At 30.9% G+C, this 14,090-nt stretch carries 17 protein-coding genes and 2 pseudogenes; 2 read left to right on the top strand and 17 right to left on the bottom strand.

Annotated elements, in window-relative coordinates; genetic code table 11:
* Positions 1-30 precede the first annotated feature (30 nt).
* Positions 31-1,209 (top strand): Swt1 family HEPN domain-containing protein, encoded by a 1,179-nt coding sequence (locus tag RB618_RS18460; RefSeq protein WP_308070114.1) that lies wholly within the window; start codon positions 31-33, stop codon positions 1,207-1,209.
* Between the two features lie 91 nt (positions 1,210-1,300).
* Positions 1,301-2,185 (top strand): annotated as a pseudogene (locus tag RB618_RS18455) (YifB family Mg chelatase-like AAA ATPase); the annotation flags it as partial.
* A gap of 68 nt (positions 2,186-2,253) precedes the next feature.
* On the opposite strand, the gene RB618_RS18450 reads toward RB618_RS18455, so the two are convergent.
* The 17 genes and pseudogenes from RB618_RS18450 to RB618_RS18370 form a co-directional block, all read right to left on the bottom strand.
* A complete protein-coding gene (locus RB618_RS18450) occupies positions 2,254-3,480 on the bottom strand; it encodes an outer membrane beta-barrel protein (protein WP_308070113.1) in 1,227 nt (408 codons plus the stop codon).
* 343 nt (positions 3,481-3,823) lie between these two features.
* Entirely contained in the window at positions 3,824-4,693 is an 870-nt protein-coding gene (locus RB618_RS18445; RefSeq protein WP_308070112.1) for an alpha/beta hydrolase-fold protein, read from the bottom strand.
* A gap of 77 nt (positions 4,694-4,770) precedes the next feature.
* Complete coding sequence (locus RB618_RS18440) at positions 4,771-5,208, bottom strand: hypothetical protein (RefSeq protein WP_308070111.1); 438 nt, start codon at positions 5,206-5,208, stop codon at positions 4,771-4,773.
* Positions 5,208-5,594: a hypothetical protein gene (locus RB618_RS18435; RefSeq protein ID WP_308070110.1), complete on the bottom strand. Its 387-nt coding sequence runs from the start codon at positions 5,592-5,594 to the stop codon at positions 5,208-5,210. The genes RB618_RS18440 and RB618_RS18435 overlap by 1 nt, the downstream gene beginning before the upstream one ends.
* 102 nt (positions 5,595-5,696) lie before the next feature.
* A complete protein-coding gene (locus RB618_RS18430; RefSeq protein ID WP_308070109.1) occupies positions 5,697-6,203 on the bottom strand; it encodes an SRPBCC domain-containing protein in 507 nt (168 codons plus the stop codon).
* A 227-nt stretch (positions 6,204-6,430) separates the two neighbouring features.
* A complete protein-coding gene (locus RB618_RS18425; protein ID WP_308070108.1) occupies positions 6,431-6,928 on the bottom strand; it encodes an SRPBCC domain-containing protein in 498 nt (165 codons plus the stop codon).
* Positions 6,918-7,244 (bottom strand): metalloregulator ArsR/SmtB family transcription factor, encoded by a 327-nt coding sequence (locus RB618_RS18420; protein ID WP_308070107.1) that lies wholly within the window; start codon positions 7,242-7,244, stop codon positions 6,918-6,920. Before RB618_RS18420 ends, RB618_RS18425 begins: the two co-directional genes overlap by 11 nt.
* 156 nt (positions 7,245-7,400) lie before the next feature.
* Positions 7,401-8,588: a hypothetical protein gene (locus tag RB618_RS18415; protein ID WP_308070106.1), complete on the bottom strand. Its 1,188-nt coding sequence runs from the start codon at positions 8,586-8,588 to the stop codon at positions 7,401-7,403.
* Between the two features lie 245 nt (positions 8,589-8,833).
* The gene (locus tag RB618_RS18410) at positions 8,834-9,199 is read right to left on the bottom strand and encodes a hypothetical protein (RefSeq protein ID WP_308070105.1); all 366 of its coding nucleotides are present in this window, start codon (positions 9,197-9,199) and stop codon (positions 8,834-8,836) included.
* A 94-nt stretch (positions 9,200-9,293) separates the two neighbouring features.
* Positions 9,294-9,851, bottom strand: a complete 558-nt coding sequence (locus RB618_RS18405; RefSeq protein ID WP_308070104.1) for a hypothetical protein — start codon at positions 9,849-9,851, stop codon at positions 9,294-9,296.
* A 234-nt stretch (positions 9,852-10,085) separates the two neighbouring features.
* A complete protein-coding gene (locus RB618_RS18400; protein ID WP_274255776.1) occupies positions 10,086-10,451 on the bottom strand; it encodes a hypothetical protein in 366 nt (121 codons plus the stop codon).
* 106 nt (positions 10,452-10,557) lie between these two features.
* Complete coding sequence (locus RB618_RS18395; RefSeq protein ID WP_308070103.1) at positions 10,558-11,025, bottom strand: DinB family protein; 468 nt, start codon at positions 11,023-11,025, stop codon at positions 10,558-10,560.
* Positions 11,026-11,051: 26 nt separating this feature from the next.
* Positions 11,052-11,504, bottom strand: a complete 453-nt coding sequence (locus RB618_RS18390) for a hypothetical protein (RefSeq protein ID WP_308070102.1) — start codon at positions 11,502-11,504, stop codon at positions 11,052-11,054.
* A 506-nt stretch (positions 11,505-12,010) separates the two neighbouring features.
* Positions 12,011-12,410: pseudogene (locus RB618_RS18385) on the bottom strand (helix-turn-helix domain-containing protein).
* 121 nt (positions 12,411-12,531) lie between these two features.
* Entirely contained in the window at positions 12,532-13,161 is a 630-nt protein-coding gene (locus RB618_RS18380; protein ID WP_308070101.1) for a hypothetical protein, read from the bottom strand.
* Positions 13,162-13,192: 31 nt separating this feature from the next.
* The gene (locus tag RB618_RS18375; RefSeq protein WP_308070100.1) at positions 13,193-13,399 is read right to left on the bottom strand and encodes a hypothetical protein; all 207 of its coding nucleotides are present in this window, start codon (positions 13,397-13,399) and stop codon (positions 13,193-13,195) included.
* A gap of 32 nt (positions 13,400-13,431) precedes the next feature.
* Complete coding sequence (locus tag RB618_RS18370) at positions 13,432-13,800, bottom strand: hypothetical protein (protein WP_308070099.1); 369 nt, start codon at positions 13,798-13,800, stop codon at positions 13,432-13,434.
* Positions 13,801-14,090: the final 290 nt, after the last annotated feature.

The following is a 14,090-nucleotide window of genomic DNA, read 5'->3' as shown; positions in this document are numbered from 1 at the left end:
GTAAAAAGTAGAAAATAAAAAAGTAAAATTATGAATTGGAAATCACCAAGCCATATAGAGGAGAATAAATACGAGTTGCCAGGAAACTGGTTAAAGATAGAGTATTTTGAAGCACTAAATATTCTCTTTAGATTTGAAAATTCCCTCCGAGTTTTTGTTTATATTATTCTGAAAAATGAATTAAAGGAAAAGTGGTGTGAGCTATCAATCACTAGTGATGATGAAGAAAAGTCAACTATTAATGCCATTGCTAAAAGAAGAATTTCTCAAGATAAGAATTACGCCTATTTGGGTTATGTTTTAAATAGTCAGTTACTGCATCTTACGAGTGGTGAATTAATCAGAATTATAACATCTGATAACTATTGGAAGTTTTTTAAAAATTACTTTTTAGGGACAAAAGAAATAATTAAAAACAAATTGGATGAAATTGGTAATGTTAGGAATGCGGTTGCACACTTTAGACCGATAAAGAAAGGTGATATTGAATTAATTAAGCAAAATTCAAATCATACTCTCTCCCAAATAGAAAAAACCATTCAAGATTTTATAAGTTGTCCTGATATTGTACCAACAAATACAACAGAGAATTGGTATAAAGAATTAAAAACGGTTGAAAATCTTGAATGTAGTGTTAATTTCAGACAAAGCAAAAATGAAGAATGGGTTAAATTGATTTTGACTTTTTATCCGCCAGTATTGCACCGAGAAGATTTTTATGGTAGTCAAGGTTTAAAAACGCTCAACATAAAAGTAACCCAGTTATTGATTAAATATAAAGCCTTTACAAATCAGACTATTTGCGTAAACGAATACGTTCCTAACATTAATAGCAAAGATGCTAACTCTATTAATCCATATAAGGAAATTAGATTTACATTTAGTCGAAAGAATTTAGAGAAAAATTATGCAGAAATTAAGTTACAGCTTGATGAAATCATATTACAAATTTCTAATGAAGTTGACCTTATAACAAACGATAATTTAGCTAGAGGTGCTATGATAGAAGTTGTTAACACATACGTTGAAAAAAATCACAGCAAGCTTTTTTCTTGGGATAATTCGCAATTTTTTACAGAATTAGATGAAAATTCACCTGTTGAATATTGGGGTCGATTAAATTATCCAACGTCTAGCTTTGTAACAGATACTGAACAATATCCCTGGATGCCTGTAACCATTTCAGAAGATAAAGATTTACCATTTTAAATTATAATAATTTTTAATTTAAAATCAGATATATCAATTAACACGCTTTAAAACAAGTATTTAAAAAGTGGTATTTCTTTACTATATTTTTATTCTAATTGGGCCACCAGGTGCAGGAAAAACAATGTTGGCAAAACGAGTTCCGAGTATTTTACCGCCCATGACTTTGCGTGAAGCATTGGAAACCACTAAAATTCATAGCGTTGCCGGAAAATTAAAAGAAGTTGGATTAATGAATCAAAGGCCTTTTAGAAGTCCACATCATACTATTTCTAATGTTGCTTTGGTCGGAGGAGGGAGTTATCCGCAGCCAGGAGAAATCTCGATGGCGCATAATGGTGTTTTGTTTTTGGATGAATTGCCAGAATTCAAACGTGATGTTTTAGAAGTAATGCGTCAGCCGTTAGAAGATCGCGAAGTAACTATTTCGAGAGCCAAATTTACCATAACATATCCCTCGTCTTTTATGTTGGTAGCAAGTATGAATCCAAGTCCTAGCGGATTCTTTAATGATCCAAGCATGCCGAATACTTCTTCGCCACACGAAATGCAGCGTTATATGAGTAAAATTTCTGGACCATTATTAGATCGAATTGATATTCATATAGAAGTTACTGCGGTTCCGTTTGAGAAATTATCAGATGAGCGAAAATCAGAAAGTAGTGTAGAAATCCGTAAACGAGTTACAGCAGCAAGAGAAATCCAAACCAAACGATTTGAAACAGTAGAAAATGTTCATTACAATGCGCAAATGAGCAGTAAACTAATTCGCGAATTTTGTGCTTTAGATGAACCGTCAAAAGAATTGCTAAAAACAGCGATGGAAAGGCTGAATCTTTCTGCAAGAGCTTATGATAGAATTCTGAAAGTTTCGAGAACCATAGCCGATTTAGATCATTCAGAAAAAATTGTTTCTTCTCATATTGCTGAAGCGATTCAATATAGAAGTTTGGATCGAGAAGGGTGGCTAGGGTGATTTTATTATAATTATATATGCTAATTGAGAATCTTATCAATTAGCATATATAATTAGCTAAATTAAAATTAAAAGAAAGAATATCCAACAATTAAAGAAGTGGTTTGGTAAGAAGAACCCCAATTTGGATTTTCAGCCAATAGACCTCTTGGAGTTTGATATCTTACTTCTGCACTAAATTTATCTAAGAATTTACACCCTAGACCAAACCCAAAATTGATGCCTGATTTTACATCCAGTTTATTTAGTTCAGAACCATCTTGTCTTGTAACGCTTACTTTAGAACTACTGCCAAAATCTACAACTAGAGATCCATTAGCAAATATTTGAACATTTTTATTAATGAAGAAATAACGTCTAACGCCTATTGGCAATTCGATCGATTTGTAATCTACTTTACCTGTCAGAGTTCCACCAACTACTTGAGAACTTTGTATCGTTTGCTCTCCTTTGTAATATTGATAGGTTGGCTCGACAATAATAGACCATCTGTTTTTATTAAATGGTAAAATGAATTCAGCTTCAATTCCTAAACTAAAGTTTGATTTTCCCCCAAAATCAAAATCCATTCCTTCAAAAACAGAGTTATCCATAGATAACGAACTATTATTATATCTAGGTCTAAGTGTAAGGTTGAACAAGTCTTTCTTTTCTTTTACTTCAAGGTCAACAAATTCAGAATTTGTGCATTTATTGTATTTTGTAAAAATACGCATTAGAGCATTCTTAGTATAGTTTAATGTCTCATATTCGTTTTGTTGAATATTATCACATTTCAAGTCAAGATAAAGCTGTTCTCTGAAGTAATTATTTTTAGCAATTTGGTCGTCATTTGCAAAATAAGTTTTGTAAACAAGTTGCTTTATTTCAGAATTGTTCATTTTGTAAAAGAACCGTCTTACAGTTCCATCATCATACAGATACAATGACGCATTTCCTTCCATTAGAACCTGCAGAAACAGATTTTCCTGTCGAAAAGTAGGATTTTTGTCTTTGTCCATAATTTGTAGATTTTTCGTAGAACGATCTATATTTACAATTGCTCGTATAAATTTGTTTTGACCAGAAATTCCGAACTCTTTTATGGTTTTATTATCTGCTTCAATAGCAGGTGAATCTTCAGACAGACGATATCTGAAATTTGCAGGAGTATTTTTCCAGTCTATATTTTCAATTAAGCATTCTGTTTTTTGATTGTTTTCTGAAATAAAATATCCTTTTTCGAAAGCTATTTGGGAGTAATTTTTAAAAGTAAAAAATAGAGTTAGGGCAATAAATAAAATTTGTTTTTTCATTAAATTAAGTAGGTTATATAGTTTAGTTTTATTTTGGTTTGATAACTAAAAAAGTTATCCTTTTTTTTAATGGAGTGGTAAAAATGGTTGCGTTTAGTTTAAATTATTTTTAATGGTCTTTTGATTTTTTTTTGCCAAATATACTGTGGTAAGAATCCATGATCTTTACGGGAAACCGTAATTTGTTTGTTTTTTTTAGAAAAATGTTTGCGGTTTTTTATTGTTCTTTGATTTATAAATGATTAAGGTTAGTCTTAAAACCAAAGAATCATAAAAGAAGAGACTCTTTTATGATTCTTTGGTTAAACGAACTGAGCCGTTTTTTTATAAGCCGAAATCATTTTTATCTTTTGGTTTGAGGATAAAAGAATTTAAAAGAATTGAAAACTGCTGTGTGCAGAATCGATCCGTGGTTTTCTTCGGGGAAATAATCAAAGTACGTTTTTACATTTTTGCTTTTAGATTCTTTTAATTTTTCAGACAATAAAATGGCGTCAACTTCCATAACATGCGGAATTGCTGTTGGAGCTAATCCTTCTTTGCCTACAGCAATATAAATTTCAGTTGGTTGTTTAAAATTTTCTTTCAGCATTTCAGAATCCAAATCAAGTATCGAACCATTGTTCCACCATAAACTCGGACTTACAATAACGTATTTATTAAAAAGAGTTGGTTTTTTAAGCAGGATTTCAGTTCCTAATAACCCGCCAAGAGATTGGCCAATGATGGTTTTAGAATCATTGGTTTTGTATTTTTTCTCAATAAAAGGCTGCAATTCTTTTTCAATAAAAGCAATAAACTGATCAGAATGCCCTGTTGTTGGAAAACGAGTTTTATCTTTTTCGATAGTGGTTGGAAAAGTAAAATCTCTCTTTCTATCAACAGTTGCAATTCCGACGACAATTGATTTTGGAACCTGATTGATCCACTCAAAACTATTAAATTGAACTAATCCAGAAATATGAATAAAATCTTCATCGGCAGAACCGTCCAATAAATAAATGACAGGATATTTTGTGTCTTCATCTGGATTATAACCTTCAGGAAGATAAATGTTCAGAATTCTTTTTTCGTTTAATTCTTTTGATTGAATTTCATCGATAACGCCTAAAACGAATGGTTTAGAAATTTCGTTAGTTTTGGTTTGTTTTTTTTGGCTGAATAGTAATGTGGAAGAAAAAAGCAAAAATGCGAGAGCAAAAAAATTGTTCATTATAAAATGATGTAAAATGTTTTTATAAAATTAGTTTTAATTAAGAGATTTCAAAACTATTTAATTGTAAAAAATCTTTACGATTCTATTTTTAAACACCATTCCATTGTTTTTAAATTATCAATTTCAATATCAGATAAATTTTTGGTTTTATATTCTGTAAATCCTTTTTTTAAAATTTGATTTCCATAATTTTTCTGCATCCAAAAAGGAAGTTCAAAAACACTTTTATTCCAGTTTTTTAAAGTGAAATCTAGAATTGAATCGACATTTTTATCTGTTTTGGGATTAATTTCTTGAAGAATTAGTCCTGCATATTTTTGGTCGCTGTAAATGGTGTCGCTACGATTCTCATTTCCAAAAACTTTCAAAACTCCTTCAATAATTATTTCGTTATTTACGTTTTTCAATACTTGAATTAATTGTCTAATTCTCAGATCTCCATTTTTTTTAGTTTTATCTACAGATTCAAAAATTTCATTTCTGAGATCTTCTGGGCTGGAGGGGAATTTCATTATTTATTCAAATTTTGTGGTATTGATTCTTGTTTCACTTCTTGTTCAGGCTTGTAATAACTGCTTCTATTTGTAGTAACAATTAAAACGCCAGCTTCGCCGTAATTACCATAAATACTGATTCCAGCTTTTTTTTCAAGAGCAATAATTTTTTTGATTTCAATTTTAGAAAGAACAAGTTTTTCTTTTTCAAGATCTTCAAAGCGGTGCGGAATTCCGTCAACCACCACAATCGGATGATCTGTGATTTTTCCAGCTTTGGCAAGATTTGAAATAGAATCGGAAAGATAGAGTTTGTCTTGCCCTTCGTCAGAAAGCTCGTATCTGTTTTGAGAAAAAACAGCGGCAGAAATGAACAAAAACAGAAAGGTAAAGAATTTCATCATTTGTGTATTTTTTAGTTTTTTAGATCAGAAAATTAATTTTCGAATCGAAAATACAAAAAAATCCTGCAAAAATGCAGGATTTAACAAATAGTAAGATTTTTTTTAATTCTTATTTTTTTCTACAAAAATAGCATCCAAACCTTCCATTGCAATGGTGAAACCTTCTTTGAATCCCATTTGAATAATCATTTCCAAGTCGGATAGTTTTTCGTGTTTGATGACAACATCTACAAAAGTAGAACCGTCTTTTTCAGTGAAAGTCACGTCCCAGTCAGAACGTGGGAATTCCTTGTTTAGGTTTCCTTCGCTGTCGCTAAAAGCATCTAAATACTTAAAATTAGTTTTAGGACTAATTGAAGTAAAATCGGCAATGGCCCAATGCTCTTCGCCTTCTGGTCCAAGCATGGCATACAATCTTCGTCCGCCTTCTTTAAACTCCATGTTTTTTGTTTTAGATTTCCATGGAGACGGCGCCCACCATAAATCTAAAATTTGAGCTTCTGTCCATGCAGACCAAACTTGAGATAAAGAGGCGTTAAATTCGCGTTTTACATTGACAGTTTTATTTTCCTTATCAACAGTAAAATTCATTAAAAGATTTGATTTCATTTTTTTTAGATTTTTAGTTAATAACCAGTCGGATAAAATTTAAAACACATAGAAACATAGATTTCTATTGTAAGAAAGGAAGTAAAAGAAACTAGTTCCCACACATAGCTTAACTATGTGCATTTAGATTAGTGAAATGCCTTTTCTAGATATTCTAGAGTTATGTTTCTATGTGATAAAAATCAGATCTAACATTTTTTTTAATAATTAATTCGGTTAAAAAGGCTTTACTTTTCCGCTAAGATTTTGTCCAAACCTTCCATAGCCGATGTAAATCCTTGTTTGAATCCCATTTCGATTATTTTTTCCAGTTCTTCAAAACTGTCTCGCGTAATCACAATATCTACAATAGTAGAATCTCCCTGTTCTGTAAATGAAACGTCCCAGAAAGAACTTCCAAAAGCTGAGTTTGGATTTCCGTCAGCATCGCAAAAAGTAGACGTGTATTTAAAATTTGTTTTAGGAGAAATCGAAGTATAATCAAAAGTACTCCAGCCTTGCGCGCCTTCAGGACCAACCATTGCATACAATCTTCGTCCGCCTTCTTTAAATTCCATGCTTTTTGTCTCAGACTTCAACGGAGCCGGCGCCCACCATAAATCTAGAATTGCAGCTTCCGTCCAAGCAGACCAAACATTTGACAACGGTGCATCAAATTCGCGTTTTACATTCACTCTTTTATTTTCCTTGTCTACAGAAAAATTCATTAATAAATCAGTCTTCATTTTCTTTAGATTTTAAGTTAAGTAATACTTGATCCAATTGACTAAAACGCTGTTCCCAAATTGCTTTAAATTGCTCCAGCCATTGATCAATTTCTTTCATTTTATCAATTTTGAGCTGATAATAAATTTCTCTGCCCAATTTCTTTTCTTCCAATAAATCACATTCATTCAATATTTTAATGTGTTTTGAAACTGCCTGTCTTGTAGTTTGAAACTGCTCTGCAATAGCATTTGGGGTCAATGCACTTGAAGAAATCAAAACTAATATTGCTCTTCTCGTCGGATCGGCAATAGCTTGAAAAATATCTCTTTTCATGTTTTTGGAATATTTATTGCGCAACTAATCAGTTGCAAATATACGCAACTTTTTGGTTGCGCAATATAAAAACGCGATTTTTTTTAATGAGAATATTGTAAACAAAAAAAAGACGCATCAAAAATGCGTCTTTTCTTCCATAAACGTGTTATATAATTACCGTCTAAATTTATTCTTTACAATGATATCTTTTAGCTTAGCTTTCAAGTCTTCGCCAGTATCGTAAACCATCTGCTCGTTGTTCGGGAAAGCAACGGCGCGTTTGTCAAAATATCCTAGATAGTTATCATCGCAAGCACCTCTGTTTCCTTTGTAAGTCGAATAAATATTCTCGAAAACATATTCGCTGCTTATCGGGAAAGTCTGCACCAGCTGATTGCTTTTTAAATCTACATAATCCACTTTTGCTGTTACGAGACAAGATTTAAACTGTCTGAATTCGTAAACCGTTGCACGAAGTGTTTTATAATTATCTACTTTAATTTCTTTACCTAAACTATCTTTTACAGGTCTTCCGCGGCTGTCCAAAAGTGTTTTTACACCATCTTTTACTTGTCTTTCTTTTACAAATTCTTTTTCTTTAATCTGTTCTGGCGAAATAGCGATTTGTCTAAAACTCAAAATCAGACTATAATCATAAGTCACATTTTTTTGTTTCGCACTATGGTAAACCGTCCATTTATCGTTTAATCCGTAAGTTTTAAAATCCAATAAATCTTCCTGAAGCATTTTCGGAATCACCATTTCGGTTTCATTTTTGGCGTAAACATCTACAAAATCAGTTCCTTTAAACTGAGCATCGTCCATCAGTTTTTTGGTGTTTTTATATCCGGGATTAATACTTTCCAAATAAGCAAAATCGTCGTACGCTTTTCTGAAATCCAATTTGTTATTCGATTTCAAAAGAGACGAAGCGTTTTCATATAAATATTTTGAAAGCGCATTTTTACTGTTTACAATCTCATTCGAATAATTATCAAATGGGAAATTTGCGTTTCGTCCCAATTTCAATAAAGGCAAAGGCAGAATTGGTCTAATTTTTTCCTGACGATTATTGAGTTGTACATAAGTATTGTAGATGCGTTCTGCATTTGCTGGGTTATTTTCTTTATTCAGCATTTCCAAGTTACGCAAATCGCGATCTTTAGCTTTTGCAAAAGCTTCTTCCAGCAGATAAACATAATCTTGTTTTCCTTTTGAATCTTTTTTGGTGCGAAGCGCTTCAACGGCACGATCAATGGCGCCATCGTAATTTCCGTCGCTAAGCATCGATTGTGTCGTTTTTACCCCGCAAGAAGAAAGGGTTAAAAACAATATAGAAACGAGAAGAGTAATTTTTTGCATAGTGTGTTTTTTGAAGTTGCAAATATATTTTATTTAACTTTCAACAACTATGCCTTTTTCTAATTTATTTAAGGAGCAGAAAAAGCTATTTTCATAAGAACGTTTACTCCCGCTGTCCGCTAAATTCCCGATCAAAAAAAACTACGGCTGAAATAGCCTTGTTTTTCTAAATCGGGAGATACCGCTTCCATCGGGGCTAGATTAGAACTTTTATTTTTCAGAAGAAATGAAAAAACAGCTCTAATTTATTCAGCCACCTTTTTATATTCAAAAGTACCAACTTCAGGATTAGTTATAACACGTTTCTGACTGTCAAAAGAATTTATAGAAAACTCAACTGGCAGAATAACAGAAATAATTGTCAATTTAGAATTGTCTTTAGATAATTTCCATTTTGCTTTATGCGATTCATCGCCAATAACACTTTCAAAGTCACCATTTTCTTTAAAAACCTGAAAAACCTGATCTGTTTTAAAGCGCTCTTGAATATTTTTTTCCTTACCATTTTTAGTCCATTTCACCAATTGCCATTTTCCGATAAGTTCTTTAGAAGTTTGCGCTGAAACAGATAAACCGATTAAAAAGACGAATGCTATAATTAATTTTTTCATTTTTTAAATGTTTAAGAATTAATTCTAATTTAATGATTTATAATGAATTGAAATAGGATTTTGTGTTAAGTCTCAAGAGATTAATCTTTAAAAATTATTCCTGCTGAATCCATTCGTATTTTCCATTTTTCAAATAAATAACACCACCTCCACAGCTTTCTTCGGCATGAATAAAGATTCCGTCATTTGGCAATTTTATTTTGTCTTCTTCTGCAACTTGTTCTTCGCCAATAATGTCACCGTCTTCATTTACGTTGTCAAAGTAAACTTCATTTTTTGGTGCTTTTTCAAAAATTCCAGCCCAATCAATTTCGTCAAAACCTCTTTCTAAAATATCATTTCCAAAACCTAAATAATCAGTTCTTTTTCCGTTTCCGAAAGTGATTTTTAGACCGCTTTTTTGGTTGTTTGTACTTCTAAAGATTTCTACAGTTTCGTCTAGATTATCTCCGTCAAGATCGCATAAAATTTTATTGGTTTTATGTTTTGTAGATAATACAATCGTATCAGTTTTTTGTGTTTCTGGCTCTTTTTTTTGAGTCACTTCCAAAGAATCTTTTGGCGCAATTTTAGAAGTTTCTAATTCGGTTTTTGTTTCTTTTTTACAAGAAATAGTAATCAATGATAAAAGGAGTAAAGTTCTAATTTTCATATTAGGCTTTGATATAATTTTAAAATGCTAATATAAAAAATACGTACGAAAATATATAGTTTTATGAATTATTGAGTATAATCCTTTTAAATCATTTTATGAATTGCCTTCAGTTTTAGCTAGAGGTAGAATATTGATATAAAAAAGGGCTTTAGCCAAAAAAAACGATTTGGCTAAAGCCCTTTTGAGACTTTTATGAATCTCCAGCTAAAGCTAGAGGCAATTGAAAATATATTATTTAGATTTTCTAATCTTCACTTGATATACAATCTCCCAAAAGATAATTGAGAAAACAGCGTTAGCAAAAATGGCAGTTTTAACCTGATAAGGATCGTAATTGACAAACAGATGCAAATTGGTAAACTGTAAAGCCAGAAACATAGCTAAAGCCGCAATTCCAACAGCGCAAAGTACATTAAGCAATGGTTTCCATTTTAAAGCTGTAAAAGCATAAATAAGATTTAAAATACCAAAACCAGCTCCTAAAGTGACAAATGCATCTCCTTTAAACTTTTCGTTTAATTCAAGCAAGAGCTGCGTAGAAGTAAGGTATAAGAAGAAAAGAATTGAATAGATCAGGATTCGTACTTGCGGTTTCATTTTGATATTTTTAGGATGATTTTTTTATACGCGAAGATACTACTAAATGATGAATGCCAGATGAAGTCTGTGAACTTCATAGATTAAGATTAACAAACTTTTTTGATTATTTAGTGTCAAGTTCAATTTTGAACTTTTCAATTTGCCTTCTATGACGTAAGATATGCACAATTGCATGTTCCATCATTTGTTCAATATCATAAACTTGTCCCCAAGAAGTGGTTATTTTCTTCTCGTTGTTGCATTCTTCCAATTGATTATCGCTAAAATTTTTAAGCACATTTTCAGTGAAAATAAAAAATGCAGTTAGATCATTTTGATATTCTGAAACAGTCTTTCTATATACAAGATCTGGGATGCTATTTTGCTCTCCCGACAATTTTTGAATGTACAAAGCATATGCGTATCCAGAACGAACTACATGCGCGAGTATCGATTGAACCGATACATCATTGATTGTTGTCGTAATTGCTGTGTCATTAAAAGATGAGATCGTTTTACTTAAATCTAAAATCGCTCTTTCGTATTCATCGAGTAAAGCTCCAATAGCACCTTTTCTGTATGTTTTGCTCATATTTTGCAATATTATCCAAGTTTATTTTATGGCAAAAGCGTTTCTATTTTGGCTTCCGATTTTTCCTTTAACGGACTATCGGCCTTCAAACTCCAAATGATTAGAAATTTTCCTTTTACAACATATTCTTCTGGATGCTCATCGGTTGGCTCGCCTGCTTTTCCCCAAAGTAAACCTTGCAAGAAACGGTCGCCTTTAAATACATGATCAAATTCAAAATACATAATAGAACCGCGATCTGCTTTGCTTTTAAAACTCTGAATAGCTTTACTTTTTATAGTCCCAACAATGTTGCTATACGTTTCAATATCATTATAAAAACTACAAGCTTGCGGTGTAATGCAGACATTACCGTCACTAACCATATAACCGCCTTTCGGAATTTCTTTTGGTTTTAGTTTTAAATCAGCAAGGGTTTGGCTGAATGAATTGGTTGTGATTAGTAGGAATAGTGTTGATAATAGGAGTGTAGGTTTCATTTGATTTTTGGGGTTTGATTTGATTTTTATGATGTTATAATTTGTTATCTAAATACATTAAAATAAGAAGGCATGTAGAAAAAAGAAAAACTTGAAATGCAACATTACTAATTTTATACAACATTCTGCTTCTTTTGGTTTCTTGTAGCCATTCAGTTGTATATTCTTCATTTTTTTTATTAAAAATTCGATCATTAAAATATTTAAAAACAAAAGAAAGAATAAGAAAAGAAATAAAAACAAATGAAGCACTAATTTTTAAGTTAGGTAGAAAAATTTTCTTAAGAATTAGTGAAATTAAAAATATTAATAATGATTCGTGTATTGAAATCGAAGTGGTGGCTTGCCAACTGTTTATTGACCTTGTGTTGATATAAAAGAATCTTCGGTAAATTTTTTTAATGTCCAAGAGAATTGTTTGTTTAATCAGAGTGAAGATTGTTAGTAAAAAAAAAAGCACAAAATAAGAAGATATTTGTGCTTTTATAAAATGCATTATTTAGGAATTATTTTCCTTTTAATAATTTTTCTAAATACTCCACTTTGTCTTTTTCAGCCTGAACCAAACGTTCGTAAAGTTCTACAACTTTGTCAAGTGGATTGAAAGTGCAAGAATTGTTAGTGTTTCCACTTCCTTACGCTCCGTTATTTGCACTATTGTCATAAAAGTTATTAAAGAAATTAAAAACTGATTCTTCAGAAAAATTTTCAATCACCTCTTTAGTTACGCCTAAAGCTTTTGCAATTTCAACAAGCTTATCTTAATCAACAGTTTCACTTGCCTCAATATTAGAAACGGTTTGCTGGCTTAATCCAATTGCAATTGCGTCCTGTTTCATACCTTTAAGTTCTCTGATTCGGCTTATGTTTCTGCCGATATGTTTTTGGTTTTGATGTCGTGCTCATAATTTCAAGGGTATTTAATTTTTTTTGAAAAAATCGGGGTTGGTGAAAAACATAGGCTTTTAGTAAATTACTATTTTGAATAAAACAAAAATATAATTTTCTTATAAATATTAATATGGTTTTAGCTAATAGTTTTTAGGTTACTAAATGAATTTTTTACATAGTTCCATATTATTCCAGCAGCTTCTGGAGGAATAACTAATGCCATAATTAAACTTGCAATTGTTCCAACAAATAATGATTTCCAATCAAATTTATTTAGTTCGTCAACCTTAGATGAAAGTATATCGAGTTTGTGTTCGATGATTTCTAACTTGTCTGGTGCTAAATTTAAAAGCTTAATTTTTGCTTTTAATTGTATAATGTTTTGTTTGGTTTCGAGTTTTTCCGTAACTGTAAATTCACCGTTTAATTCTTCAAATTCAATATCAAAAAAATTCGTGTTCTCAAACGACTCCCATCCTGTTGAAGAGTTCAGCTCACTTACGAGTTTTTGTGACCACGATTGAAAATTTTTTATTAAATCGTTCCAACTCATCGATCCAGAAACTGGATTTTTATTATCAACGCTAAAATATTCAATTAGATATACACTAGGCTTTTGCTTGACTATATTAAATGAGAAGTAATCATATTTGAATTTAATCTTAAATTGTTCATATTCTCCAGTTGCTTCAAAATCAAAAATATTTAGTTTTAAGCCTTTAAAAATATCAGATAGTTCTTTTTTTTCAACATTCGTTATTCTCATTTTGTACTAATTTATTGTATTTGTCCTTCAATTAATATTTATAAATGTCAGGGATAATTGTAGAGAGTTTTTCATTAAACTCTTTTCCATTTGCTTCATTTTCAAAATCTATAGAATATACGATACCATCTTTTGTTTGTATAGCAGTAAAATCTCCTTTTAAAGAATTTATTATTCCATGCAGTTGTGATTTTTTATGGACGTATTTGTCTGGTAAATTAAATGATATGTTTGTCATGATTGTTTAGAATTTTAATATTAATGTAATATTTAATAGCAATATTCGCTGACACATATTTTCCACTCAGTGTCATCTTGATCTTTTCCTTTTAAATCGGTATAGGTATTAGTGATGCAACTTTTTTCAACTTCAGAACCACATAAAGTGTATGATGTCAATTTTATTACGCTTGCCTTTTCGTTGCCCCAAAATATTACAGCATAAGTTGAATAAAAAGAATATTTGTAAGAGTTTGTTGCTTCATTTAATTCGGATCCAGTTAAAAATGTCACATCAACAACATACTTTTTTGACCATCCATCTTGAGTCATATATTTTACTGTACACGTTTGTACATATTTTGCTGAAGCAATTAATGTTGAAAAAAAGAATAATATAATTAATAATTTTCTGTTCATAATCTAAAGTTTAGATTTTATGTTTATCTATATGAAATATAAAAGTTTTTCAAATCTTAATTTTCAAATATAATATTTTATTTGTTAAATAAATTTTTGATTGAAACTGAGTATAAGTATATCTGAAAAATATTCTTTGAAGTATTTCTAGTGAGATTCTTCGTTCCTCGGAATTGTAAATGTTAGATAATTCGGTAACAAAATTTAACTTTAATAAATTTTGTTGCGATGAGAAATAACAGTCAGGATTCAACATTAGAGAGAAACTATTTAGAGAAGTATCGCTTTTT

The sequence above is a fragment of the Flavobacterium sp. LHD-85 genome (assembly GCF_030929595.1).
GTDB lineage: Bacteria > Bacteroidota > Bacteroidia > Flavobacteriales > Flavobacteriaceae > Flavobacterium.
Note: the sequence above shows the minus strand (reverse complement) of the source record. Positions and strands in the feature narration are given on the sequence as shown.